Origin of the sequence: Nesterenkonia sphaerica, assembly GCF_005771565.1 — a bacterium.
Lineage (GTDB): Bacteria > Actinomycetota > Actinomycetes > Actinomycetales > Micrococcaceae > Nesterenkonia > Nesterenkonia sphaerica.
On sequence record NZ_VAWA01000003.1, the window covers coordinates 218,837 to 243,630 of the forward strand.

General features: G+C 63.8%; 21 protein-coding genes. 8 read left to right on the forward strand and 13 right to left on the reverse strand.

Annotated elements, in window-relative coordinates; all coding sequences use genetic code 11:
- The gene (locus FEF27_RS03930) at positions 1–348 is read left to right on the forward strand and encodes a non-heme iron oxygenase ferredoxin subunit (RefSeq protein WP_138169521.1); all 348 of its coding nucleotides are present in this window, start codon (positions 1–3) and stop codon (positions 346–348) included.
- 261 nt (positions 349–609) lie between these two features.
- A complete protein-coding gene (locus FEF27_RS03935; RefSeq protein ID WP_138169522.1) occupies positions 610–1,422 on the forward strand; it encodes an HAD-IIA family hydrolase in 813 nt (270 codons plus the stop codon).
- Here the strand turns inward: FEF27_RS03935 and FEF27_RS03940 are convergent.
- Both FEF27_RS03940 and FEF27_RS03945 read right to left on the reverse strand, forming a co-directional pair.
- Positions 1,374–4,310 carry an FAD-binding and (Fe-S)-binding domain-containing protein gene (locus tag FEF27_RS03940; protein WP_243729034.1) on the reverse strand — a complete coding sequence of 979 codons (2,937 nt, stop codon included), beginning with the start codon at positions 4,308–4,310 and terminating at the stop codon, positions 1,374–1,376. The two genes, FEF27_RS03935 and FEF27_RS03940, sit on opposite strands and share 49 nt — an antisense overlap.
- A gap of 21 nt (positions 4,311–4,331) precedes the next feature.
- Positions 4,332–5,750: an anthranilate synthase component I family protein gene (locus FEF27_RS03945; protein WP_166429902.1), complete on the reverse strand. Its 1,419-nt coding sequence runs from the start codon at positions 5,748–5,750 to the stop codon at positions 4,332–4,334.
- A gap of 102 nt (positions 5,751–5,852) precedes the next feature.
- Between FEF27_RS03945 and FEF27_RS03950 the strand changes: the two genes are divergently transcribed.
- Positions 5,853–8,600: an MMPL family transporter gene (locus tag FEF27_RS03950; protein ID WP_138169524.1), complete on the forward strand. Its 2,748-nt coding sequence runs from the start codon at positions 5,853–5,855 to the stop codon at positions 8,598–8,600.
- On the opposite strand, the gene FEF27_RS03955 is transcribed toward FEF27_RS03950, so the two are convergent.
- Together FEF27_RS03955 and cls are read right to left on the reverse strand one after the other, a co-directional pair.
- Positions 8,570–9,457, reverse strand: a complete 888-nt coding sequence (locus FEF27_RS03955) for a hypothetical protein (RefSeq protein WP_138169525.1) — start codon at positions 9,455–9,457, stop codon at positions 8,570–8,572. The two genes, FEF27_RS03950 and FEF27_RS03955, sit on opposite strands and share 31 nt — an antisense overlap.
- A 48-nt stretch (positions 9,458–9,505) precedes the next feature.
- A complete protein-coding gene (gene cls / locus FEF27_RS03960) occupies positions 9,506–11,014 on the reverse strand; it encodes a cardiolipin synthase (protein ID WP_138169526.1) in 1,509 nt (502 codons plus the stop codon).
- A gap of 57 nt (positions 11,015–11,071) precedes the next feature.
- Between cls and FEF27_RS03965 the strand changes: the two genes are divergently transcribed.
- The 3 genes from FEF27_RS03965 (at position 11,072) to FEF27_RS03975 (ending at position 15,222) form a co-directional block, all read left to right on the forward strand.
- Positions 11,072–12,004, forward strand: coding sequence for an aminotransferase class IV (locus tag FEF27_RS03965; RefSeq protein ID WP_138169527.1), 933 nt, complete (start codon positions 11,072–11,074; stop codon positions 12,002–12,004).
- Between the two features lie 172 nt (positions 12,005–12,176).
- The gene (locus FEF27_RS03970; protein ID WP_138169528.1) at positions 12,177–12,821 is read left to right on the forward strand and encodes an ECF transporter S component; all 645 of its coding nucleotides are present in this window, start codon (positions 12,177–12,179) and stop codon (positions 12,819–12,821) included.
- Between the two features lies 1 nt (position 12,822).
- Positions 12,823–15,222, forward strand: a complete 2,400-nt coding sequence (locus FEF27_RS03975; RefSeq protein WP_138169529.1) for an ATP-binding cassette domain-containing protein — start codon at positions 12,823–12,825, stop codon at positions 15,220–15,222.
- 20 nt (positions 15,223–15,242) lie between these two features.
- On the opposite strand, the gene FEF27_RS03980 is transcribed toward FEF27_RS03975, so the two are convergent.
- The 8 genes from FEF27_RS03980 to FEF27_RS04015 form a co-directional block, all read right to left on the reverse strand.
- Complete coding sequence (locus tag FEF27_RS03980; protein WP_138169530.1) at positions 15,243–16,064, reverse strand: carbon-nitrogen hydrolase family protein; 822 nt, start codon at positions 16,062–16,064, stop codon at positions 15,243–15,245.
- A gap of 86 nt (positions 16,065–16,150) precedes the next feature.
- Entirely contained in the window at positions 16,151–16,765 is a 615-nt protein-coding gene (locus FEF27_RS03985; RefSeq protein ID WP_138169532.1) for a bifunctional 4-hydroxy-2-oxoglutarate aldolase/2-dehydro-3-deoxy-phosphogluconate aldolase, read from the reverse strand.
- Positions 16,762–17,664: a sugar kinase gene (locus FEF27_RS03990; RefSeq protein WP_243729039.1), complete on the reverse strand. Its 903-nt coding sequence runs from the start codon at positions 17,662–17,664 to the stop codon at positions 16,762–16,764. Before FEF27_RS03990 ends, FEF27_RS03985 begins: the two co-directional genes overlap by 4 nt.
- Before the next feature lie 86 nt (positions 17,665–17,750).
- The gene (locus tag FEF27_RS03995; RefSeq protein ID WP_138169535.1) at positions 17,751–18,779 is read right to left on the reverse strand and encodes a zinc-dependent alcohol dehydrogenase; all 1,029 of its coding nucleotides are present in this window, start codon (positions 18,777–18,779) and stop codon (positions 17,751–17,753) included.
- 70 nt (positions 18,780–18,849) lie between these two features.
- Positions 18,850–19,878, reverse strand: a complete 1,029-nt coding sequence (locus tag FEF27_RS04000; protein ID WP_138169537.1) for an NAD(P)-dependent oxidoreductase — start codon at positions 19,876–19,878, stop codon at positions 18,850–18,852.
- Between the two features lies 1 nt (position 19,879).
- Entirely contained in the window at positions 19,880–21,361 is a 1,482-nt protein-coding gene (locus tag FEF27_RS04005) for a tripartite tricarboxylate transporter permease (RefSeq protein ID WP_243729041.1), read from the reverse strand.
- 58 nt (positions 21,362–21,419) lie between these two features.
- Positions 21,420–22,031: a tripartite tricarboxylate transporter TctB family protein gene (locus FEF27_RS04010; protein WP_138169540.1), complete on the reverse strand. Its 612-nt coding sequence runs from the start codon at positions 22,029–22,031 to the stop codon at positions 21,420–21,422.
- Positions 22,028–23,092, reverse strand: a complete 1,065-nt coding sequence (locus FEF27_RS04015) for a tripartite tricarboxylate transporter substrate binding protein (protein ID WP_138169541.1) — start codon at positions 23,090–23,092, stop codon at positions 22,028–22,030. Before FEF27_RS04015 ends, FEF27_RS04010 begins: the two co-directional genes overlap by 4 nt.
- 124 nt (positions 23,093–23,216) lie before the next feature.
- Here FEF27_RS04015 and FEF27_RS04020 point away from each other — a divergent pair, with 124 nt between their 5' ends.
- Both FEF27_RS04020 and FEF27_RS04025 read left to right on the forward strand, forming a co-directional pair.
- A complete protein-coding gene (locus tag FEF27_RS04020) occupies positions 23,217–24,179 on the forward strand; it encodes a LysR family transcriptional regulator (RefSeq protein WP_138169542.1) in 963 nt (320 codons plus the stop codon).
- 158 nt (positions 24,180–24,337) lie between these two features.
- Positions 24,338–24,610, forward strand: coding sequence for a DUF4235 domain-containing protein (locus FEF27_RS04025; RefSeq protein WP_138169543.1), 273 nt, complete (start codon positions 24,338–24,340; stop codon positions 24,608–24,610).
- A gap of 9 nt (positions 24,611–24,619) precedes the next feature.
- Here the strand turns inward: FEF27_RS04025 and FEF27_RS13290 are convergent, their stop codons facing one another.
- Entirely contained in the window at positions 24,620–24,790 is a 171-nt protein-coding gene (locus FEF27_RS13290) for a hypothetical protein (protein WP_166429903.1), read from the reverse strand.
- Between the last annotated feature and the right edge of the window lie 4 nt (positions 24,791–24,794).

Sequence of the window (24,794 nt, forward strand, 5' to 3'; positions counted from 1 at the left end):
ATGACACAACGCGTAGATCTCGGCCCAGCTGACCAGCTTCCTGAACGTCAGGTGATGCAGGTTCCGGCCAAGCAGGCCGGAACCGACCTAGACATTGCCGTCGTCCACGCTGAAGACGGCGGCTTCTACGCCGTGGACGACGAATGCTCGCACGAAGCCGTGGCCCTCTCCGAGGGCTTTGTGGAGGATGAGACCTTGGAGTGCCCCATGCATGGGGCTGTCTTCTGCTTACGCACCGGCGCCCCCGAGACGCCACCGGCATTCGAGCCTGTGAAGACTCATTTGGTCACCGTCGAGGACGGGCACCTGATTCTGCATCCCGGCGTTCCGCATCCCGACGCTGACTAAGCCACCCCAACTCCATAGCTCCCCCCACCCAGTAGCTCTACCGGCCAAAGTCACAGACAACGTTCAGCCAAAACCGGGTGGTCCTTCAAGGTAGAACCCTATATTGATAACTGCCTCATCAAGGTGCGAGTGATTCAAGCTCCCCGGTTGGCCATTATGCGTCCCCTCACGCGGTCAGCCGGGGAGCTTTCTCGTGCTGAGCTTCCCTATCCAATGACCTTTTCGGGACCCCTTCCGCCTCGGCGGCCTAGGATAGAGGGCATGAGTGCTGAGAACATTGAATGCTGGTTGACTGACATGGACGGGGTTCTCGTACGCGAACACGAGGCCCTGCCGGGCGCGGCCGAGCTTCTGGAGCAGTGGCGTCGTCGGGATCTGCCCTATGTGGTCCTGACCAACAACTCCATTTTCACCGCTCGGGACCTCTCGGCCCGCCTGCGGCATTCAGGTCTCGTCGTCCCGGAAGATCGGATCTGGACCTCAGCGCTAGCCACAGCCACGTTCCTGGCCCAGCAGACAGATGCCGATCACGGCAGGGGAAGCGCCTACGTGGTGGGTGAAGCCGGTCTCACCACCGCGCTGCACGAGGCCGGGTTCATCATGACGGAGACAGCTCCCGACTACGTCGTGGTCGGCGAGACCCGCAACTACAGCTTCGAGGCCATCACCAAGGCCGTGCGTCTGATCAATGATGGTGCGCGGTTCATTGTGACCAACCCGGACGCGACGGGCCCCAGCCCCGAAGGGGTTCTCCCTGCCACCGGGGCGATCGCCGCGCTGATCACCAAGGCCACCGGTTCCGATCCGTACGTGGTCGGCAAACCCAATCCGATGATGTTCCGCTCGGCGTTGAACCACCTAGGGGCTCACTCCATGCAGACGGCAATGATCGGAGACCGCATGGACACCGACATTGTCGCCGGGATGGAAGCTGGTATGCACACGATTCTGGTCATGTCCGGCGTGTCATCCCAAGCCAGCATTTCCCAGTACCCGTTCCGGCCGCACCGCATCATTGACGGTGTCTATGAGCTGCTGGACGAGCCGCTGAACGGCGACCCCCCGGACGCCTGAGCCAGCAACTCTGCCAGGTGGATGGCAGGCACGTCGGCCAAGTCCTCCAGTTGAATCCGGCAGGACATCCCGTCAGCCAAAACGATCCGCCGCTGAGCGCTGGCCCGCCCTCTTTCCTGGTCCCGCACCGCGGGTAACAGGTTGGACTCGGCCACCGCCACGGAGACCTCGTAGTGGCCTTTCTCGACCCCGAAGTTTCCAGCAAGCCCGCAACACCCGGGGACTTTCGTCACCGTGGCACCGGCCATGTGCAGCAGCGCCTGATCCACGTCCCATCCGATGATGGACGATTGGTGGCAGTGCGGTTGGGCGACCACATCCACTCCGGTGAGATCGGGAAGCTCTATACGGCCCTCGTCGACGAACCGGTTCACCACCTCCGCAAATGTCAGGACACCATCAGCCACCGTGCGTGCCTGCTGGTCGGAGCAGAGCTCTACAGCGTCAGAGCGCAACGTCGCCAGGCAGCTGGGCTCCAATCCGATGACCGGCACTCCCGAGGCCACGTAGGGCTCCAGCGCAGAGACTGCCCGGGCAATAAGCCGCTTGGCCTGATCCAGCTGACCGGTGCTGATCCACGGCAGCCCGCAGCAGCCCTGCGGCTCAATGACCCGCACATCGAGGCCCTGGCTCCGGAGGAACTCCAGCGCTGCGAGGCCGGACTGCGGGAAAAAGTGATTGGTGAATGAATCAGCCCACACCCACACATCCGGCTGCCCCGAGGCCGGTTGACTCGCCTTGGCAGCGCGCCGGAACGTGGTGCGGGCGAACTTCGGCACACTGCGCCGCTGGTCGATGCCGGCCACCCACTTGGCCAAGGCTGCGATCGGCGGGACTTTCAGCGACACGTTCGCCAGCGGCGCCAGGGGGCTGACAAGCTTCGCCCAAAACGGCAGCCTGCCCAGAATGTAGTGACTGCGCGGGCGCAGCCGCCGTTTGGGTTGACCTTTGTGGTCCCGGTCATAAGTCTGATACAGGGACTCGGCCTTATAGGCGGCCATGTCCACTCCGGCCGGGCAGTCGCTGGCACACCCTTTGCATGACAGACAGAGGTCCAGAGCCTCATGCACCGCAGGATCGGTCAACCCCTTGACGAGAGTCCCGTCCATCGCTTCTTGCAGGATGCGAGCGCGTCCGCGCGTGGAGTCCTTCTCCTCCCGGGTGGCCACATAGGAGGGGCACATCACGCCGCTGGTCTTCGGAGCCACACAGCGACCCACCCCGGAGCAACGATGGGCCGCAGCGGCGAAGTCCCCTGCGTCATGCGTCATGAGCATTCCCGGCCACGGGAGGTCCTGCTTCGGCTGAGTGGGTTTCAGATGCGAGGTTTGCGAGGCGACGGAGCCGCCGTCGGGGGAAGCGATGATTCCTGGGTTCAGCAGGTTGCGCGGATCACAGATCTCTTTTACCTGCGCGAAGAGAGCCATCGATGTCTGGTCGTACATCTTTGGCAGCAGTTCGGAGCGGACCCGTCCATCACCGTGCTCTCCGGACAAAGACCCCCCGTAGGCAGCCAACCGCTCAGCACATGCGGCGAGGAATTCTTTGAAGACCCCGGTACTGGCTGGGTCGCCGTGGGTGAAGGGAAAGTCGATGCGGCAGTGAATGCACCCGTCACCGAAGTGGCCGTACGGGTAACCCTGCAGGCCGAACTCCACCATGAGGGCCTCGAACTCGCGCATCCATCGTCCCAGATGCTCCGGCGGCACCGCCGCGTCCTCCCAGCCCGAGTGTGCGGGGGTCGGCAGGCTGATTCCGGCAAGCCCTGCACCGTTCTCCCGGATCCTCCACAGGGCCGCAGCCTCGGCGGCGTCCTCGATCAATCGGTGACCCACCGCGCCCGAGGAAGACTGCACCTGGCTGAGGATCTCCAGCGCCTGGGCACCTGCGGTCTCCACGAACAGCCACGACTCCCCCTTCGGAAGGGTGGGCACCCGCCGGCCAGCGCCGCGCACCAGCGCTACAAGTCTGGAATCCATGCCCTCACACGCGATGAGCTCGCCGGCGCCGGCAGCCAGGATCGCTGGCACCGCGTCGGCGGCCTCAGCCACTGAGGGGAAGCCGAGAACCATCAGCCGCCGGCCCGGGTCGTCTCGCACCAGTGAGACGGTGGCGCCCAGAATCGTTCCCAGAGTCCCCTCGGTCCCGGCAAAGAAGCGCTCAACGCGTCCTCGGTTCTCCGGCAGCAGGTGCTCAAGGCTGTAACCGGAGACTTGTCGATCGAATTGGCCGAAGCTGGTGCGAATATGACCCAAGTTCTGTTCAGCAAGCTGCCGCAGTTTCGCCGCGGTCGAGCCCTGCTCGGAACTCCGCGCCGCACCGGATGCCAGGCGCGCTGTCTCCCCGTTGCCGAACAGCACCTCGATGGCTTCGATATTGTCAGCGGTGCGGCCGTAGCCCAGAGCCCGCGAACCGCAGGCATTATTGCCGATCATTCCCCCGATGGTGCAGCGGGAATGGGTCGAAGGGTCGGGGCCGAATCGCAGTCCGTGCGGAGCGGCGGCGCGCTGCAGGTCCGCGTGCACCACGCCTGGCTCGACCCGTGCGGTCCGGGACTCTGGGTCAATGTCGATGATCTGTTTCAGGTCGCGAGTGTCAAGGACGATCCCCTCCCCGACCGCGTTGCCCGCAATGGACGTTCCCGCCCCCCGCAGCGTCAGCGGTACGCCCAATTCGCTCGAGACTTCGTGGGCAGCATGCAGCTCCTCCACATGCTGCGGCCGGGCCACCACCTGCGGCACCACACGGTAGAGGCTGGCGTCGGCGGAGTACATGCCCCGGGCCAGGGCTGAACCGTCTACACGGGAGACGCCAGCTCGCCGAAGCGCGGCAATGAGCTCCGCCGAATCTCCTGTGGCGGCGGTGGCGGAATCAGCGGTGATCGTCACGTCCACGAGCCTCCCCTGTTGTCAACAATCTGCAATCCGGGTATGAGTGGCACTGTACCTGGAGGCACGAGCCTGCGGAAACTCTTCTCCCAGGGCGCCGAGGACTCCGCGCGACTTCGTGATGATCTCCTCCCACTCCGCCGCAGGCTGGGAATCCGCGGTGATCGCCCCGCCCAGACCCAGGTGGAAGCCCCATTGATCCTTCTCCAGGCCCACCGAGTCAGATGTGAGCACTGCGGTGCGAATCAACACCGACAGGTCACAGGCCCCGGTGGCGCTGAACCATCCAGCCACTCCGGAATAGGCCCCACGCGGGGCAGACTCCAGCTCCGCAAGGATGTTGATGGTGGAGGCTTTCGGCGCACCGGTCATGGAACCCGGCGGGAACGCATCTGCCAGGGCACGAGCGCGCTTGACCTGTGGGTCCAGGGTGGCACTGATGGTGGAGACCATCTGGTGGACCGTCGGGTAGCTTTCCACTGCGCAGAGCCGCTCAGTGCGCAGCGTCCCAGGCACGGCATGGACGGAGAGATCGTTACGAACCAGATCGGCAATCATGACGTTCTCTGCTCGGTCCTTGGGGTGGGACTGGAGATCACGCAGCGCCTTGTCGTCCTCCTCAGGGGTCGCCCCGCGCGGACGAGTGCCCTTAATGGGTTCGGACCGGATTCTTCCCGCCGCGGTGATGGAAGCAAAGCGCTCCGGGGAGGTCGACAGCACAGCCGTCGCCTTCCGCCCGGGCAAGGCGGGAAAGTGCAGGAATTGGGTGAAGGGAGCACGGTTGCGCTGCCGGAGGGTGCGATAGGCCTCCCAGGCGCTACCCTGCAGCTGGCCCTCGACAGCGGTGGTGAGACAGACCTCGTAGGAGTTGCCTTCCCGGATCTCCGCCTGGGCGGCACCGATCTTGGCCACGTACGCCTCCCGGGAGTCCCGCACCCGCAGGTTCCGCAGCTGGACCTGCTCAGGTGCTCCCCGGGAGTGGGGCAGTGCGGTCACAGCCCGGCGGACTGCATCCTGCCAGTCTGGGTCTGCACCGGCGGACTGAATCTCGGCGGTGCCGAGGTGGTGGTCGACGACGACTGCCCGGGTGACAGCGAAGAGCCGGGCCTGCCCCTCATAACCGATCCACCCGACCCACCCGAGCTGAAAAGGGCTCGGAGAGCCGGTGGCGTCGGCCCGGGCGCCCTGATGCGGCCAGTTCTGCTCCAGCCACTTGAACCCCCCCGAGTCGAGGTCAGCGCTCTGATCCGCCGGTGAGGAAAATGCCAGGATGCTGTACCTGCTGCGGTTCGGGGCAGGGGTGCGCGCGTGGTCGCTGCTGTCGAGGAACGCAGCGCTGACCTGTGCGCCCTCACGCTGCCACAGGGCGCCGAACAGCTCAGCGGCCGCGTCTTCTGCTGCCGGGAACGGCACGGTGGGCCAGCACACGCTTGACGACATATCCCTCATCCTATGAGCCGTACGATAGTGCCCACGGCTGCCACGTGGGTGGCCCAATATGATGGCGCTGTTGCCCACCGACTTCCGAAGGACCTGTGATTCATGGCTTCGATGCTCTACCGACTCGGCTCGATTGCCGCTCGTCGGGCCAAGACTGTCATCGCTGCCTGGTTCATCATGCTGCTGGCAGCAGTCGCAGCGTTCGCGGGGTTCGGCGGACAGCTCACTGATCAGATCAGCGTGCCCGATCTGGAGACCTCACAGGTGGCCGACCGCCTGGCCGAGGAAGTGCCGGAGTTGGCGGGTGGCTCGGCGCACACGGTCTTCCGCACCTCTGAGGAGGAACCGTTCACCCAGGAACAGATCGAGTTGGTCGAGCAGCTCCTCAGTGAGGTGGAACAGCACGACGCCGTCCACTCCACGGTCAGCCCATTCGCCGCCGAGGCAGAACTGGCCCAGGGCCGAGAGGAGCTGGAGCAGTCCAGGGAACAGTTGGAGGATCTCCCTGAGGACTTCAACCTCGCCGAAGCGCGCCAGGAGGTCGAGGACGGGCGCGCAGAGCTGGAGGAGGCCGCAGGTGAAGCGGAAGCCGGCTGGGAGGAGCTGGAGGGCAGGCTCTCAGATGCAGGGATGAGCCTGGGGGAACTCTCTGAGCTGAGGGCGCAGACCGATGAGGGCCTCGCGGCTTTAGAGGCGGCAGACGAAGAGCTGGACGAGCAGGTGCAGGAGGCCCTGGCTGGCGGGTACTGGCCAGCGGTGGAAGACGACCTCAACAGCGCGCGGGCTGACATCGTGGCCGAGCGCGAGGAACTCGAAACGGCCGCAGCTCGTGTGGAGCAGGCTGAGCAGAGTGTTGCGGAGCTCGAGGCCGCTGATACTGAACTTGCGGAGGGCCGGGAGGAGCTCGAGGCCGCCGAGGCCGAGCTTGACCTGCTGGAGGAGAGCCTCGAAGGCGACGATCCGGCTGTGGCCGTGGAGCGCGGCGAGCGCGCATTGGAGCTCGCCGAAGGTGCCGGCATGGTCTCCGACGATGAGACCACTGCGGTGGCAATGATCACCTTCGAGGTTCCCCTGGAAGACGTCGGGACCGAGGATTTGGAAGCAATCTCAGCAGAGCTGCTGGCCGCCGATGTTCCCGGTGTGGAGGTCCTGCCCTCCGGTGACCTGAATATGGAGCTGCCCCACCTGTTCTCCGTGGCGGAGGCGATCGGGCTCATGATCGCCGCAGCCGTGCTGGTCGTCATGCTCGGCACATTCGTCGGCGCCGGTCTGCCGCTGCTGAACGCGGTGGTCGGAGTCGGCATTGGGGTGGCCGGGGCTCTGTCCCTGTCGGCGGTGGTGGAAATGATGTCCATCACCCCCATCCTGGGCCTCATGCTGGGCCTCGCGGTCGGCATTGACTACTCCCTGTTCATCATCCACCGTCACCGCCGGCAGATGAAGGAGGGCATGCCACTGCATGAGTCCATCGCATTGGCCTCCGGCACCGCCGGCAACGCTGTCGTCTTCGCCGGCGCCACGGTGGTGATCGCCCTGCTGGCGCTCAACGTCTCCGGGCTGCCGTTCCTCGCCATGATGGGCACCGTTGCCGCAGCGTGCGTGGCGATCGCGGTGCTCATCGCTGTGACGATGACCCCGGCACTGCTGAGTCTGGTGGGGCCCCGGATTCTGCGCCGCCGGGAACGGCGCTACATCGGCATGACGGAGCCCCAGCAGATCACCACACCGCTGCCCACCGGGAAAGCGCTGCTCATGGCTGGTGGCGCGGTGGCGCTGCTGGCCTTACTGGCGGTCCCTACGCTGTCTCTGCGACTGGGCCTGCCTGATGCGAGCACCGATCCTGAGGACTCGACCAGCTACCAGGCCTACGCCGCTACTGCCGAGGCCTTCGGCCCGGGCGTCAACGGCCCGCTGGTGGTGGTCGCCGACCTGCCCGAGGATCTGTCCGCCCAGGAGTCGGAGGACCTTCAGCTGGAGCTGGGAGAAGAACTGCGCGAGCACCGGCACATCGACGCCGCTGTGCCCGCCGGAGGCAATGAGGACCAGACCCTGGCGGTCTACCAGGTCATCCCGCAACATGGCCCTGCCTCCGAGGAGGTCGAGGAGCTGGTGCACCAGTTCCGTGCCGGTGACGTGCTTTCCGGGGAGATCGCAGATCAGACCGAGCTGTCGGTGGCGGGGATTACCGCCGCCAATGTTGACATGTCAGGCCATATTGCAGATGCCATGCCGCTGTATCTGGGTCTGGTGGTGGGTTTGTCACTGGTGCTGATGGTGATGGTGTTCCGCTCTCTGCTGCTGCCCCTGATTGCCACCGTCGGTTTCGTCGGCTCCGTCGCGGCGGCCCTCGGCACAGTGGTGGCCGTCTTCCAGTGGGGGTGGTTCTCTGATCTGTTCGGGATCTCCCAGCCGGGTCCAGTGCTGACTTTCCTGCCGGTCATCGTGATAGGCGTACTCTTTGGCCTGGCGATGGACTATCAGCTGTTCACAGCCTCCGGGATGCGTGAAGCCTACGTTCATGGCTCCGCCCCGCGTCTGGCCGTCCGGCAGGGCCTCAACGCCGGCCGGTCTGTGGTGATTGCCGCGGCCCTGATTATGACCAGCGTCTTCGCAGGTTTCATCTTCACCCCTGACCCGATGGTCGCCTCCATCGGGTTGGGCCTGGCAGTCGGGGTGCTGCTGGATGCCTTCGTGGTGCGCCTGCTCCTTGTGCCCGCCCTGCTGCACCTGTGCGGGCCGGCGTCATGGTGGCTGCCGAAGTGGTTGGACGCCATCCTGCCGAATGTCGATGTGGAAGGGGCCCAGCTCCAGCGTGACCCTCAGGCGTCGTCGTCCAGCCGGTCTGCGTAGTCGGCCAGCTTATGCGCCTGGACTGCGGCCAGGTCAGCGAAATCTTCCTCGTCCAAGCCCACCGCAGAGAGCATCACAAGATTGTCGCCGAAGTCCAAGGTCATCGAATGGCGAACCGCGGCCGGTGAGTCGATAGGTTCGCCATTGCGGTGAATCACCATGGAGATGCCCTCGGCAGGAAGTCCTGCGCTGTCATCGACGCTGAACGGCTCAATCTCCACTTCCTCCGTCCCGGAGGCCAACTGCCCGCCCGTGCAGTTCTCGTGCACGTAGTGCCACACGCTGGAGGTGTCCACCTCACGGTCATAGCTGAGCACCCACACATATATCTGGGGCTGGTACTCCTGGTCGGAGCCCTCTACTGCCGGCAAGGTGTAAGCGTGCGCCAACCCGCTGCGCGGGTCCTCACCGACGAGGTCAACGTTGATCCGGTCCATCACGGCTGAACATTCGGTCTCATCGAAGGAGTCCTGGTAGTGGGTGTACTCCACGGCGATGCTCTCCTGGAAGTAGGAGAGGTCCTCGTAGGTGGAGTGACCCTGCGGAGAGACCGGCAGGTCGGCAGAGCTGAGCAAGACCTCGAGCTTCTCCTGCTCACTCAGAGCACCGGGGCGGTGCACCTCCGCGTTGCCTTCAGGCGACGCTGCGGAACCTTCAGGCTCTCGATCCGGCTCGCCAGGCTCCGTGGCCCCCTCGGCGGAGCCCGGCGTACCCTGGGACTGCGGCTCCGCCTGATCCTGCTGATCCTGGTCTGAGGCGCCGCACGCGGCGAGGAACCCCATCGCGGAGACGGCGACCACTGACACTGCCACCCGGGACCTGGACCGGGTTCGTGAGGGCAGCGGAGGCAAAAGCACGCGCATAAGGATAGATGAATTTCCTTGGATTTTGCAGTCTGGTTTCTGTCACTGCAGCGCGGAGGTGAGTCGGAACACGTTGTCCAGGTACCGTGTGCGCCACGGCCTCGCTGCCCATTGCTCCAGGTCAAGCTCCTCCGAGACGCTGCGGTACTGCTCAAAGATGTCAGCCAGCTCGGAGACCTTGACGTCGTCGACGATCATGATGGTGACTTCCAGGTTCAGCGAAAAGGACCTCATGTCCATATTGGATGACCCCAGTACCGCTACAGTGTCATCGACAATCATGAACTTGGAGTGCATGACATAAGGCTCGGGGTACCGGAAGATCCGCACCCCTGCCTCCAAGAGCGCCAAATAGTAGGACTGCTGCGCATGTTGGACTGTGAACTGGTCGGCCTTGCGGGTCACCAGCACAATGACCTCCACATCCCGGTGCGCGGCGTTAGTCACCGCATACAGCAGAGAATCATCGGGCACCAGGTACGGAGTGCAGATGATCAGCCGGTGGGTGGCTTGATAAATGAGGTCGTTGAAGAGCCGCAGGTTGTTCTCCTCCGGGAAGCCGGGCCCGGAGGGCACCACCTGGACCAGTGAACCCCCTGCAGCCTCCTCGTCCTCATGCAGGTCAACCAGCAGCTGGGTGCCCAGATTCTCGTTCGTTTCGGCGTACCAGTCCGAGGCGAAGACGATGTCCAACCCCGTCACCACAGGTCCGGTGACCTTCGCGTTGATTTCGATCCAGCTCCTGCCCATACGCTGCGCGGAGCGGCGCTGGTAGTCGGGTGCTATCAGGTTCGCCGACCCGGTGAAAGCGACCCGCGAGTCGATGACGACGATCTTACGGTGGTTGCGCAAGTCCAGGCGGGAAAATCGCCGGCGCAGCGGCTGCACCGGCAGCATTCGCCGCCACTGGAAGTCCGGCCACCGCCGGGACGCGTCCTCCAAGCGCAGCCGCAGCCTGCGGTAGCCCCGGACCCGCATAGTGCCCAAGTGGTCAAAGAGGAACCTGACCGTGACCCCTCGGGCAGCCGCCCGTTCCATGGCGTCGAGCACGGGCCCGGCATAGTCCGGGTCCTCCCCGACGATATAGAACATGACGTGCACGTATTCTTCGGCACCGTCAATCTCCGCGGCCAACCGGATAAAGAAATCGTGATAGTCGGAGATCAGAGTGATGTGGTTGCCCTCTTGAATGGGGAACGCCCCCAGGTTCCGGTTCAGGATAGCCGTGGCGCCGAGCTGCTCATCGTAGTCGCGGAGCTGATCGGAGAGGTCCATATGGCTGGTGGCCTCCAGCAGCGCCTCATTGATCGCCCCCTGCCGCTGACGGCGGCGCGCGGAAAGCTTGTTCCGCCCGATGAGCAGGAACAGTGGCAGGGCAATGAGCGGCACAAAGAAGATGGCCAGCAGCCAAGCCATCGCGGTGTTGGGCCGACGCTGATCCGGAATGATACCTATCGCGGCGACCCGGATGCCGACCTCAATGACCACCACAATGATCACGATCCAGACCGGCAGACCCTCGATGCCCAGCCCGCTCAGCGGCCACAGCATACGGCACCCCCGATCCTGTCCATCCACCCAATCCTATGCCGGGTATAAGCTGATCCTATGGCTGAGCGCTTTGATGAAGATGCCCTGCACGCGGTCGGTGTGCGTATTGACGCTGAACATCCTGAGGGAATCATCTTCGACCCGCACCAGCCGCAGCTACGGGTCACTGACCTCAGCGCGGTCCGCGGTGACGGCATTTTCGAAACCATGCTTGCCGTGGAGGGCCATGTGCGGAAGTTCACCGCGCACCTGCAGCGGCTGCAGCGCTCAGCGCAGATCACCGAAATTCCGCTCCCCCCTGACTCGTCCTGGCGGGCGGCAGTGGACCTGGGCCTGGACGAGTTCCGCACCCGCGGCGGCCTGCCCGACGAGCTCGCGGTGCGCATCACCGCCTCCCGGGGGGTCGACGGCGAGCCGGCCAGTGACGACCCCGCATTCTCCGGCACATACTGGGTGCTGCTCACTCCGGTCTCTTCCAAAGTCAAGGATTCGCGGGGACGTCCCATCAGCGTGACCCTGCTGGACCGAGGATATGATTCCACAGCTCCGCAGCGCGCTCCTTGGCTGCTGCTGGGGGCCAAGACCCTCAGCTACGCGGTGAATATGGCAGCGCTGCGCTGGGCGGCGGCCCACGGGCACGACGACGTCGTCTTCACCTCCTCCGACGACCTCGTCCTGGAGGGCCCCGTCTCCTCGCTGCTGCTGGGCCACCGCACCGCCGATGGCCAGGTACACCTGAAGACGCCGAGCGCAGAAGCCGGGATCCTGCCCGGCACCACCCAAGCGACAATCTTCCGCGCCGCCGAGCAGGCCGGGTGGCAAACCTCATCGGGGCCGGTCACCGTAGCCGAGCTCCACGCGGCAGAATTCCTCTGGCTGACCGGCTCCGTCAAACTCGTCTCTCCCATCGCCCGGATCGACGATCACGAGGTCAGAGTCGATGCGGAACTGACCAACTCGCTGCTGGACTTCCTCTCGCAAGAAGGCTGACCGCCCAGCTGGCCCCGGTCGGTGGTAAGCTGACGTGCCATAACTGAATACAGCAACCCGTCCGACAGGGGAGCGTCCGCAGCAGAGCCGGTGCCGGCTCCAGACGCTGAGAGTGGGCTGACGGCCCAGACCCTTGAACCTGCCCAGGCTAGAACCTGCGAAGGAAGTCGTTGTGAAAACATCTGCCTCTGCACCCGTGCGTCAACGCTGGACCGTCAGCGACATTGTGGTGGCCTCCACTCTTGCCGTCGCCTCCGGAGTCATCTTCTGGGGGTGGAACGTCTCCTACCACGCGGTCAGCACCCTCTTCATCGCCTACCCGCCCACCGCCTCCTTGGTGGGGGGAATGTGGCTCTTCCCGGCGGTGCTGGGCGCGCTCATCATCCGCAAACCCGGTGCGGCGATCTATTGTGAAATGGTCGCAGCAGCCGTCTCCGCCCTGCTCGGCTCGCAGTGGGGGCTGAGTGTGCTGCTCTACGGTTTTCTGCAGGGGCTGGGAGCGGAGCTGATCCTGCTGCTGTTCCTGTACCGCCGCTTCAGCCTCGGTGTTGCTGTGCTCGCTGGCGCCTCAGCGGGACTGGCCGGAGGGATCACCGGGAACTGGATTGCCAATTATTATCAGTACGACGCCGTGGGCACACTGACCCACATTGCCGGTTTCTCACTCTCCGGGGCAGTGATCGCCGGGGTTCTGCCGTGGCTGGCCACACGAGGTCTGGCCGCCACTGGGGTCCTGGCGCCGCTGAAGTCCAGAAAGGCTCACCGCGAGCCCGCCTTCGGCCGTGCAGACCGCGCCGCTGTTGTCCACGCCCCATAGTATGAGCACGACCACCCCCGAAGACTCCCGCACTCCGGGCCGGACGGTCGGTGCCGGTGTCCGGGTCACTGCCACCGGCCTGAGCTACCGGCACGCCGACCGCCCCCAACCTGCCTTCGCCGGACTGAATGTGGACATCGCGGCCGGGGAGAAAGTGCTGTTGGCTGGCGCCTCGGGGGCAGGAAAGTCCACTCTGCTGCACGCTATCGCTGGTGTGCTGCAGGACGACGACGCCGCCACCACCGGAGAACTCCAGCTGGATGGGCTCTCCCCGCAGCAGGCCCGCGGGCGCGCCGGGCTGATGCAGCAGGACCCGGAATCCCAGGTCGTGCTCTCCCGCGTCGGCGACGATGTGGCATTTGCCTGCGAGAACCTTGCGGTGCCCGCGGCAGAGATTCCACTCCGCTGCGAAGAAGCGCTCGAGGCGGTAGGGCTGGGGTACCTGAACCTGGATCACCCCACCGCCGCGCTCTCCGGCGGACAGAAGCAGCGCCTGGCGCTGGCCGGAATCCTGGCCATGCGTCCCGGGTTACTCCTGCTCGATGAGCCCACGGCCCATCTGGACCCCGAGGGCGCCGTACAGGTCCGGGACTCGGTGATCGCCGCAGCCCAGGCGACCGGTGCCACACTGATCGTGGTCGAACACCACCTGGAGACCTGGCTGGACGAGGTCGACACGCTGATCGTGCTGGAACCCGGTGGTGGGATACGGCACCGTGTCCCCGCCGGGACCCTGCATCACGACCGCGCCCTGCGTACCGAGCTGCGCCAGGCAGGACTGTGGATACCGCACGATGATGTGTTGGGTGCGCTTCCGACATGGGTGCCACCGAAGCCAGGTCCAGAGACTGCCGCCGCAGCCGGTGAGCCGCTGCTGACCGGGAAGGCACTCTCAGTCAGCCGCGTCAGTCCCGCTAAGTCCTGGCGCAAGGGCCCTAAGCCCCAGCCGGCGCTCACCGGAATCGACATCACCCTCACCAGCGGGGTCGCCACTGGGATCACCGGGCCCAACGGTGCGGGGAAGTCCACCCTCCTGCTGAGCATGGGCGGGCTGCTGGCACCGCACTCCGGGGAGATCACTGCCAGCTCGCGGGTGAAAGGAGACCACGGGGCGCACCTCGCAGACGCCCCGCATGCGTGGCATTCAGCCGATCTGACCTCCCGCATCGGCACCGTCTTTCAAGAGCCGGAACACCAGTTCGTGCGGCACACTGTCGGTGACGAGCTGCGGCTCTCTGCGGAGCGGGCGCGGATGCCTGGGAGCCATGAGCCGCTGTTCACGGAGCAGGAGGTGGACCAGCGGGTGGATCAGCTGCTGCACCGGCTGCATCTGTGTGAGCTCGCTGAAGCGAATCCGTTCACACTCTCCGGGGGCGAAAAACGCCGGCTCTCCGTTGGCACGGCCCTGGCGGCCGGACCTGAGGTACTGATGCTGGACGAACCCACATTCGGTCAGGATGCGCACACGTTCGCTGACTTGGTCGGGCTGCTGCGCGACCATTTGGACCACGGCGGCACAGTAGTAGCGGTTACGCACGACCAGCACTTCCTGCATGCACTGCATGCTCAGACCTTCCCGGTGACTGGTGCCGCCTCCCTCCGTCCGGCCTCTGGGCGGGCCAGCTCGGCCAGCAGCACTCCCCTCCTCTCTTCAGTGCGCGACACCTCCTGGTTGGGCCGGCGGGGACCCCTGGGGAAGCTCCTCGCACTGAGCTTCATCACCCTGGCACTGATTTCAACCATCGACCCGGTCTCGGCCGCGGTTGTCGCAGCAGCCAGCTTTGCGCTGCTGCCACTGGCGAACATCCGCCTGGGCACGTTTCTGAAGCGGATATGGATCTTTGCCGCTGCTGCGGTCATGGCAGCCTGGGGTGCGGCGATCGCGGCAGAAGAGTCAGGCCGCGTGCTGCTGGATCTAGGGGTGACCACCATCTCAGAGGGGTCTCTAGAGCTGGGGTTGTCCCTCGGTGCGCGCAGCTTCGCGATCGTGTTGCCCAGTGTGCTGATCTTCTCCACAACCGACCCCACCGACCTGGCTGATTCCCTAGCCCAGCAGCTGAAGCTCCCAGCCCGGTTCGTACTGGGAGCACTGGCGGGGATGCGCCTGCTGGGGCTGATGACCGCGCACTGGACCACCATCGGACATGCGCGGCGGGCGCGGGGTGTGGGCACCCGTTTCCATTCCCAGGCGTTCGGACTGTTGGTCCAGGCGATCCGGATAGCTACCCGGCTGGCAGTGACCATGGAATCGCGCGGTTTCGGTGCCGGGGAGCGCACCTGGTCACGTGCGGCACGCCTCACGCCAGCTGACGGCCTCGTCATCTCCGGCGGTGTCGCCATCGCAGCGTCGGCGACCGCGCTGGCGGTGATCGCGGGGACGTGGAGCCTAGTGTGGATGTAGCGGGTGTGGATGTAGCGGGCTCATAGGCCCAGATCCTCACGGGCGTTCGCCAACACCGGCAGCACCTGCCGGGCTTGTTCCACCGTCTCGGCGTCTATCTCAGCGACCAGCAGTTCGGGGGCTTCCCCGGCCGAGGCCAACACTTCTCCCGTCGGGGAGACAATCAGGGAATGCCCCACTCCAGTGGGTGCGCCCTCTGGCGCCTCGACGCCTGCGGCCGCAGGCAGACCCTGACCGCAGGCGATCACGTACTGGGTGGAGTCCAGCGCTCGCGCCACAGCAAGGGTCTTCCACTGCGCGGCTTTGCCGGGCCCAGGCGCCCAGGACGCGGGCAGAATAGTCGCGTGAGTTCCGTGGGTAGCGTGTGAGCGGAACAGCTGCGGAAACCGGATGTCGTAACAGGTGGCAAGCCCGAAGCTCAATCCCCCCGCGCGGAAACGCACCTCCTGCTGGCCTGGCTCGACGGTCCTTGATTCCTGAAAGCCGAAGGCGTCATACAGGTGGAGTTTGTCATAGCTGGCGAACACCGAGGGTCCGGTCACCAGGAGGGTGTTTTTCACCCGCGGGCGTTCCTGACCAGCTGGCGACTCCCCCGGGGTGAACATGCCAACTACCACGGTGATGCCGTAGCGGAGGCCGATGCGCTGCACCTGCTGGGCCCAGGGACCGGTGACCTCTTCGGCGATGGGCCGCAGCGGGTAGCCGAAGGCTCGCTGGGTCGCCTCCGGGAAGACCACCAGCTCCGCCCCGGCCGCTGCGGCCTCAGCAGTCCAGGTCTCGACCAGCCGCAGATTCTCCTCGGGGTCCTCTCCGGTGACGATCTGTGCGAGCGCGATTCTCATAGGTTAACTGTAGGGGTTCTACCGGGCTCGCCCCTCCATGGCTCAGGGTCTCCGCTGCGGTGCGCGATTGTTTGGCGTGTGCCGTCTCAGCCAAGACTGAGCTGGTCAGCCAGGAGCTGAAGCTGCTCAGGATCTTCCAGGGCCGAACCGACGGCGACCACCTTGACTCCGGCGTCGAGAAAAGACTTGGCATTGTGTCCGTTTATGCCGCCGGTGCCCACGAAATTCACGCCGGGGAATGGTCCCTTCATCAGGGAAAACCATTGGGGTCCCAACCAGCTGGCGGGGAAAGCCTTAAGCCAGGTCAAGCCCAGGGATGAGGCACGTTGCACCTCGGTGGGTGTGGAGACTCCCGGGAGAAACGGCAGCGACTGATCAGCCGCGTTCTGAATAAGTGATTCGTCGAAACCGGGCGAAACCAGGTACTTCGCCCCGAGCTCGCGCGCCAGGCTGACTTGCTCCGGCCGGACTATGGTTCCTGCCCCCACCGATTTGTGCCTCTCGGCTGCCAGTCTGGCTACTTCGCGAAGGGCGTCCGCATCGTCGTCAGTTTGAAGTGGTAGTTCAACCGACTGGATGCCAAGCGCCCAGGAAGCCGTCGCCAGTTCTACAGACCGTTCAGTTCCCATACCCCGCAGGATCGTCATCACCCGGGTGCCGCGGAAGGCTTCATCAAACCACGTATTGGTCACTGTCGTCATGGGGTTGCTCCTTCTGAGGTGAAGTCTTTGGTGGTCTGCAAGGTCAGAGACGCGCGCTGATGGCCTGCGCGGAGCCGGTCTGCAGGGGCGGCGCCGGCCAGGTATCGGTCCAGATATCCGGCGGCGAACGCGTCTCCCGCGCCCACGATTTCGACAACGTCGGTGGGGATCGCCGGTTGGAAGAAATATCCCTGAGCGGTGAACTCGGAGGCACCGATAGCCCCGTCCTTGACTACCAGAACGGGTACGTGGGGGAACACATCTCGCACATCTTGCGCGGTACTCGTATTCCAGAGCCGCTCGGCCTCGTCTAAGCCAACGAGCAGGATATCCGCCCTCTCGGCAAAACTCTTCAACACCCCAGGTGCGGCTCCTTCCTGCCACAGCAACGGTCGATGGTTCACATCGAAGCTCACCGGAAGCCCTGCCCTGGCTGACCGAGTCATGAGCACATCCACGAATTCCACCGCAGTGGGGGACAGAGCTGGTGTTATTCCGGAAAGATGAACCAGCCCTACACCTTCGAGCCGAATATCTTCAGCGTCCTTGCCGCACAAGGCCGAGGCTGCCGACCCGGCCCGGTAGTAGAGGACCCCATGTCCCGGATCCTTGAAGTAGACCCCTGTCGCCCTCAAGGGGTCGAAGACGACGTCATCGAGAATGACGCCGCGAGCGCTGACCTGGTCAGCAACCCTGCGACCGAGCTCATCGTCACCCAGCCTGCTGAACCATCTGGCCGGACGCCCCAGGGCGGCCAGATGGGCAGCCACGTTCGACTCCGCTCCGCCGACGTCCAGATGAAATGCTTCGGCTGATCTGAGCCTTTCGACGCTACGGGGCGTCACTAACGCCATTGTCTCGCCCGCGCACAGCACAGTAGAGAGTGATTGAGTGGTCATAGTCTCCTTCGTTTCGGGCATCAATCCATTACCTCCGCACCGGTCAGCCGTGCTTGTCCCTGAGCTTTGCCGGACGCTGAACAGGCTCAGTTGTCGAACCGCACCAGGACCTTGCCCGGCGTGGGGTCGCCCCCAGCGAGTTCAGCGAAGGCAGCGGGGGCCTCGTCCAGAGTGACCGTCCGGCTGATGAGTTCCGGAATTTCTGGAGGCTGCGTGGCCACGTAGTCCGCCGCATCGATAAAGTCCCCCACCGGGTATGTGAAACTGCCCACGAGGGCACGCTCGTCTGTACTGATCCGATAGGCATCCAGGTCCAGCCGCGGGGAGCCCATCCCCACCAAACACACGCTTCCCCCTCGGACTGTGGCGTGGAGCGATTCGCGGACAGTGCTGGTGAGTCCCACAGCGTCAATGGTCAGATCGACTTCACCGCCGTGTTCGACCAACACCTCGGCGAGGGAACGCTCGCGAACATCCAACACAGTAGCGCCCAGCCGGCGGCACAGTTCACGACGGTCCGCGTCGATTTCGCTGAGGTAGATTGTGGACACTTTGTGCATTTTCAGCGCCAGCACCGTTGACTGACCGATTGGTCCACCACCGACCACCAAGGCTCGAGTCACGTCTGGGTGCAGCACCCGCCGCACCGCGTGCACTGCGACGGCAAGGGGCTCGACGAGCGCCCCGTGTTCGATGGGCAAACTCCTCGGCAAGGGCACGATATTGCGGGCGGGGACAACAAGATACTCGGCAAAGGCCGCCTGGATCTCGGGGGTGACACCGATGACCGTCCGGTTCGGGGAGTGTTGCTCCCGGCCTGCGTAGGCTCCCAGCTCGTGCGTAGGCAAGACGACGGGATTGAACGTCACCGGTTGGCCGACCTGGAGTTCCCACGCTTCGGTTCCCTCCCCCAGCGCAGCGATTACCCCGGACGCTTCGTGCCCCATGATCTGGCCCGGGAACCTGCGGCCATTCTCACCGGTGTACCCGTGAATATCCGATCCACAGATTCCGGTAGCAACGATTCTTATGAGGACTTCACCGGTACCGGGGTGGGGAGTTGGCCGCTGCTGAACCTCCATAGAGGCGATTTCGTTCATGACGAGTGCGCGCATCGGTTTCCCTTTCTCAGTATCGGTGGCCGACCGGGGATACCCAGTGGCGTGCGGCGAATCCTGGCAACTCTCAAGAATGCACCTCGGTCTCGTCTCGTTCCCATGCCTCTGGATTCAGCAGGTGCTTCGGTCGCCTACCCTGTGCCACGTCAATGACCGCTTCGAAGACACTCTTTGTGACATCTTCTGCGAAGTCGGCTGTCCAACAGAGGGAGTGCGGTGTCAGCACGACGTTCTTCATTCCTAACAGCGGATCCCCCGGGTCCACCGGTTCGGGATCAAAAACGTCAAGCGCGGCGCCTGCGATCGTCTCGTCCTGGAGCGCGTTGCGCAGAGCCGCCTGGTCAACCAAACCACCCCGACCGATATTGATCAGAAAGGAGGTTGGTTTCATCCTGGACAAGAATTTTGCATCCACCATGTGCCGGGAGTCTGCGGTCAACGCCGCGGTCAATACTAGGAAATCAGACCGCTCGGCCAATTCTCCCGGGGACACAAGTGGGACTCCGAGCCGGTCGGCCTCAGCGTTACGTCCTGAACGGTTGGTTCCTATGACGTTGAGCCCCAACGGTTGTGCGAGTTCCGCCAATTCTGCGCCGACATTGCCAAATCCCAGGATCCCTAGGGTCTGGTCACGGACTCCCCGTCCACGGAAGCCGCCACGCTCACGCCACCGGCCCTCAACTGTGATCCGGTGCTTGTTCAGGAGGTTGTGACTGAGTGCCAACAACAGGGTCAGACCCGCGAGGGCCAGTGGCCGGCGAATGGCCTCCGGCGTGTTAGTCGCCACCACGCCGTATGCGGTGCACGCATCCAGGTCAATTGACTCATGGCCTGCACCGAATCTGGCGATATGCCGAAGGTCAGGGCACGCCCGAAGTTCGGTTTCCCGGAAGGGTGCGTGGCTGAACGAGATGACCGATCCTACCGTGCCCACCTCATCAAGATATGTGGGCTCCTGGGGCCTCGGAAGGATAACCGGCTCCAGTCCAGCCGCAGTGAGTCGTTCAAGCCCAAGATTTCCATGAAGCCACGTGCCATCCGGCGCAAATCCATCCCCGGTCAGACCCACCCGCTGTTCAATCGGATTCGCCCTCATCTCAACCTCCAGACCTCGTGCTGTTATTGGCGTTCTTCCGCTGACGTGCTCTCCGAATAACCTTCTGCAGCCCGGGCGCGAATAAGAGAAGCACGACAAGCACGATCAGCACCGCGGATATAGGCCGTGTGAAGAACAAGGTGAGATCCCAATTGGTCGCCATCACGCTCCGCATGAAATTCTGCTCGACGAGCGGCCCAAGCACGATGCCCAGCACGACAGGAGCCAGGGGGACCCGCGCTCTCTCCAAACCGAATCCGAGGATTCCCATGCCAAGCATGATCAGGATTTCGACGTGACTGTTGTTGATCGCGAACGCGCCCACGATCGCGATTCCTACAATGCAGGCCATCAGTGCCGGCCGCGGCACCCGAAGCACGTAGGAGCTGCTTCGAATGAGCAAGTAACCAAGGGGTAGGAGCAGCAGATTCGCAATAATAAATATGATGTAAATGGAGTACAGCGTGTCAGTCTGCGTCGTGAAGAGGTCGGGCCCGGGAGTAATACCCTTGACCAGCAGTACCCCTATCAGGATCGCTGTAATGGTGTCGCCGGGAATTCCGAACGCCAAGGTCGGAACATACGCCCCGCCAAGGCCCGCGTTGTTAGCGCTCGACGCACCAATAATGGGCTCTACATGGCCCTTGCCCCGACCGAATTGATGGGATCGCTTGGAGGTGTTCTTCGTCACCGCGTAGGAGATCCAGGCGGCAATGTCTGAGCCGGCGCCAGGCAGGACTCCCACGGAGCCACCCACTGCAGCTCCGGAAGCTACACGGTTTTTGTACCGCCAAATGTTTGAAAAAACGTCCTTGACTACGCCCTGTTTCCCTCGCAGCGTCTGGGCGCCCATGTTCGGCGTAGGCGGTGCCAGTACATTGCGCAGTACTTCGGAAAGGCCAAACAAGCCGATCATCGCCGGAATGAAGTCGATTCCGCGGTACAGTTCGCCGCTGCCGAACGTGAAGCGAGGGTAGCCCATTGTCACGTCCAAGCCCACAGTGGACAGCAGCAGTCCGATCATCAGGGCAATCGCGCCCTTCAGTTGTGAACCGCGGGAGATGATGACTGCGGCTGTGAGGCCCAGTACCGCCACCCAGAAGTATTCAAAGGACGTAAACTGCAGCGCGAATGCCCCGACTATCGGTGCGAGGAAGATCAGGACGACGGCTCCGAAAAGTCCTCCGAGTACGGAGCCCACCAATGAGACGCCCAACGCCAATTGGCCTTTGCCCGAGCGTGTGAGCCGATACGCATCCTCGGTGTATGCGGCACTTGAGGGTGTTCCGGGCATCCTCAGCAGTGCGCTCGGAACGTCCCCGGCAAAGATCGCCATCGCGGACATCGTGATGATTGCCGCAACAGCCGGGACAGGGTCGAGGAAGAACGTGAAGGGAATGAGCAGGGCTGCGGCCAGGGTCGCGGTCATTCCTGGAAGTGCGCCCAGGAACAGGCCGAACACCCCGGCGAGCACCATCACCATAATGGTTTCCGGTGTCGCGACCATCTCCAGGCCCGCTGACAGATCTTGGATCATCGCGCTAGAAGAGAGGTCCGTCGGGCAGTTGCACCAGCAGCAAGCGTTCAAAGACCATGTAGAGCGTCAAGGTGGCCCCCGCTGCAATGGTCACTGCGAAGAGCTTTCTGCTGCCAAGTGTCAACAGTATGACCAGCAGCGCAACGAACATTGTGATGAGGAATCCCAGTGTCTCTGCAGCCAAGACATAGAACAGGATCGCCCCCAAGACCACAAGCACATGGGTCCACCGCGACTTTGGCGTCGCCTCCATCTCGCGGCCAGCCGCCGCCGAACTGTCTTCATCCTCGCCGCCCAGCTCGGCGGGGGTCACTGCCCCCTCCGACGGAGGCGTACTGGGCGCCGTTCCTGAGCTGGAGTGGGTTGCCTGACGTTTCTTGAACAGAGAAGTAGCCACGAGGAGTATGCCGAAGAGCGCTGAGAATCCGCCGATCATGCCTGGAAATAACCCGGGACCGGGCCGGCCGGTACCCAATGTCGGCATGGGCAGAGAGGCCACAATGACGACTACGCCGCCAGCAATCGCACCGATCCCGACTACCAGGTTGCTCAGCAGGCCTTCGGGGGCCGCAGCAGGCGTCGGCTCTGCCGTGGGCTGATGGTCGTCGTTTCTCACTCGGCCAGTCCTGCCTCCTCCATCAGGACGCCTTTCTCTTCGTCGTCCTCAAGCATGAGTGCGGTGAATTCCTCCGAATCGGCGTACGCCACACCGAGTCCGCTGTCGGCCATGAACTCCGCGTACTCTTCCGAGTTGACGACATTTTCTATGTGGCACTCGAGTTCCGCGACAACGTCCTCGTCCATATCAGCTGGTCCAGCGATGCCGCGCCACACGCCCACACCTGCGTCAAGCCCGGTCTCTTCCTCAAGGGTCGGCACGTCAGGGAAATTCGGGTCACTCTCGGTCCCCATCACAGCCAGTGGCCGTACGTCACCGGACTCGATCATTGTTAAGTTCTCTCCGAGCGAGGAGGTCGTGACATCAACGCCGCCGGCGACCAGCTCTTGTAACGCAGGTGCGGCCCCGTCAGAGGGCACGAAGTTCACCGCGTCGGGTTCCAGGCCTGCTTCCAGCAACATGTCAATCAGGGCCAGGTGCCAGATTCCGCCTTGACCCGTCCCTGATCCGACGACGTCGCCTGGATTGGCTTCGATGTAGTCCAGCAGCTCCTGAGCGGTCTCCCACTCGGCGTCGTCGGCGACAGTGATCCCCGCTGGATCCTCATTGATCTGCGCGATCCCGGTGAGATCCTCGGAGGTGAGCTCCGTCAGACCCTGCCAGTGCATCATGCCGATCTCGACAGTCACCAGACCAATGGTCTGGCCGTCGGGCGAAGCATCGGCCATAGCCTGATGCCCTACGACTCCGCTCCCCCCGTCCCGGTTGACGACATTGACTTGGGTTCCCAGTTCATTGGAGAGCTGGTCGGCCACTAACCGGGCCACGCTGTCGGTGCCACCGCCGGCGGCCCAGGGCACGATTATTTCGACCGGACCGCTGGGATAGTCAGGAGCGAAGTCACAGCCATTTGCGTCTTCGCCTCCGGCCTCGGCGTCCCCACCGCCGTTACAGGCGGTCAGGAATAAACCTGCCGCGCTCACAGCCGCCAGCAACGTCTTGGACCGGCTGGAGGTGGATGTGCTGGGTGTACGCGAGTGCATTGCAGTGGCCGACATCGAAACTCTCCCCTTGGTAAGTGTGTCCCAGATCACGAGTACTTCCAGACTGCGAGGGCACCAAGGTCAAGTCAATACTTCTTTAAGTGCATTCATCGACTACCTATATCCTGAAAGTCAGATAATGGTGATTCTGCATCGCGGATGGAGTGACGTGCGCTGGATTGACCAGAACGATTGGCTGAAGACTTTCGTCGCGGTGGCTGATCATGGCAGTTTTGTCCGCGCGAGCGCGGCCATTCACCGCTCACAGTCCCGAGTGAGCGCACATATCGCGGCACTGGAACAAGCCCTGGGTGCCACACTGTTCGACCGTCGGCACCGCCCCGTGCAGCTGACCGACGCCGGTGAAGCCTTATTGCCGTTCGCCCGGGAGATCCTCGCTACTGTGGAGCAAGCTGTGACGGAAGTCGACTCGCTCTCCGGGGTGCGGCGCGGCAGAGTAGCCCTCGGAGCACACCCCAGCATCAGCGCTGGTTTCCTGCCCCATGTCTTGAGTGGCCTCGTCGCGGACTATCCGCAGGTGCAGGTGGAGCTCTCAGAGCACACCACGGTGGGTCTTGGGGAGTCCCTGGGCAACGGCAGCTTGCATCTTGCAGTTCGATCAGTATCGTCCGCACCGCCGACTGAATCATTGACGAATGAAGTCCTGTGGCGTGAGCCATACTGTGCAGTTGTTCCTGCGGGGCACCCTCTGACCACACACACGCCACCGTTGACCCCCCAGGCCCTAGTGGATAAGCAGCTTATCCTCATCGGGCGGCCCGGCCAAGGTGTGGACCCTGACACCCAAGCAGTGGTTCAAAGGTGGGGGCTGCCCGGGCTGCATCCCAGCTGGCAGACTGAGCAGCCGCAGACTTTGGCGAACCTGGTCAAGGTAGGCCTCGGCGTCGGTGTCATCAATGCCTTCGCGATGGAAGTCGTGGACGCATCCGGGCTTGCGGTCATCCAGGTTGGGGAAATAGCTGATGGTCGAGTCGTCGGCCTGTCTTACGATCCTGACAGGTACATGTCCTCCGCCAGTCAGGCTGTACGGCATGCGATCCTCAGTGCCCCCCGCCCAGCCAGCACGTATCCTCCCACGTGATCGCCTCCGCGGCGCCTCAGCGCCCGAATGTTCTTGAGCCTCTGGAATGGGGCTACTGACTCCATCGTCATGACGGCCGATGGCTAGTCTCTCTTCGGCCGACTCCGCTAGTGTGGGGAGAGCTTTCCCGTTTCTGCCTCACCTCAAGGAGTTGCACCATGGACAAAATGATGGAAAAGGGCCTGACTGTTGCGATTTCGCTGGGCGCCGGTTTCGTGGCTTCCAAGGTATTCGACTTTGCCTGGGAGCAGGTCACCGGTGAGAAGCCACCCAAGAATGAGGAGATCGACGCCGTAGACATTAAACGAGCCCTGGTCTTCGGGATCACGTCAGCGGCTGTCAGCGCCGCAGTGCAGGTGCTCTCCCAGCGTGGTGCACACGCAGGGGTGCGCAAGCTCAGCAAGTCCTACGGGTCAAAGTCCGAGGTCTGAGGTCCGAAGTCAGGGCGACTTTTTCCCATCCCGGCCTATCAGATAGGCCAGACTGATGCCGGAGAGTACGGCCCCGCCGAAGGCAAAGGCGGCAGCCACGGCGGGATCCCCGGCGATCGCGATGATACCGGCCACGGTCGCGAGAATGGCGATGACGCCGAATGCCAGTTTCAGAATCATGCCT

Bases quoted from the DNA above. Each gene is read 5' to 3' on its own strand.
- FEF27_RS03930 (WP_138169521.1), top strand. From the start codon at position 1: ATGACACAACGCGTAGATCTCGGCCCAGCTGACCAGCTTCCTGAACGT.
- FEF27_RS03935 (WP_138169522.1), top strand. From the start codon at position 610: ATGAGTGCTGAGAACATTGAATGCTGGTTGACTGACATGGACGGGGTT.
- FEF27_RS03945 (WP_166429902.1), bottom strand. From the start codon at position 5,750: ATGTCGTCAAGCGTGTGCTGGCCCACCGTGCCGTTCCCGGCAGCAGAA.
- FEF27_RS03950 (WP_138169524.1), top strand. From the start codon at position 5,853: ATGGCTTCGATGCTCTACCGACTCGGCTCGATTGCCGCTCGTCGGGCC.
- cls (WP_138169526.1), bottom strand. From the start codon at position 11,014: ATGCTGTGGCCGCTGAGCGGGCTGGGCATCGAGGGTCTGCCGGTCTGG.
- FEF27_RS03965 (WP_138169527.1), top strand. From the start codon at position 11,072: ATGGCTGAGCGCTTTGATGAAGATGCCCTGCACGCGGTCGGTGTGCGT.
- FEF27_RS03975 (WP_138169529.1), top strand. From the start codon at position 12,823: ATGAGCACGACCACCCCCGAAGACTCCCGCACTCCGGGCCGGACGGTC.
- FEF27_RS03980 (WP_138169530.1), bottom strand. From the start codon at position 16,064: ATGAGAATCGCGCTCGCACAGATCGTCACCGGAGAGGACCCCGAGGAG.
- FEF27_RS03985 (WP_138169532.1), bottom strand. From the start codon at position 16,765: ATGACGACAGTGACCAATACGTGGTTTGATGAAGCCTTCCGCGGCACC.
- FEF27_RS03990 (WP_243729039.1), bottom strand. From the start codon at position 17,664: ATGACCACTCAATCACTCTCTACTGTGCTGTGCGCGGGCGAGACAATG.
- FEF27_RS03995 (WP_138169535.1), bottom strand. From the start codon at position 18,779: ATGCGCGCACTCGTCATGAACGAAATCGCCTCTATGGAGGTTCAGCAG.
- FEF27_RS04000 (WP_138169537.1), bottom strand. From the start codon at position 19,878: ATGAGGGCGAATCCGATTGAACAGCGGGTGGGTCTGACCGGGGATGGA.
- FEF27_RS04005 (WP_243729041.1), bottom strand. From the start codon at position 21,361: ATGGTGATGGTGCTCGCCGGGGTGTTCGGCCTGTTCCTGGGCGCACTT.
- FEF27_RS04015 (WP_138169541.1), bottom strand. From the start codon at position 23,092: ATGTCGGCCACTGCAATGCACTCGCGTACACCCAGCACATCCACCTCC.
- FEF27_RS04020 (WP_138169542.1), top strand. From the start codon at position 23,217: ATGGTGATTCTGCATCGCGGATGGAGTGACGTGCGCTGGATTGACCAG.
- FEF27_RS04025 (WP_138169543.1), top strand. From the start codon at position 24,338: ATGGACAAAATGATGGAAAAGGGCCTGACTGTTGCGATTTCGCTGGGC.
- FEF27_RS13290 (WP_166429903.1), bottom strand. From the start codon at position 24,790: ATGATTCTGAAACTGGCATTCGGCGTCATCGCCATTCTCGCGACCGTG.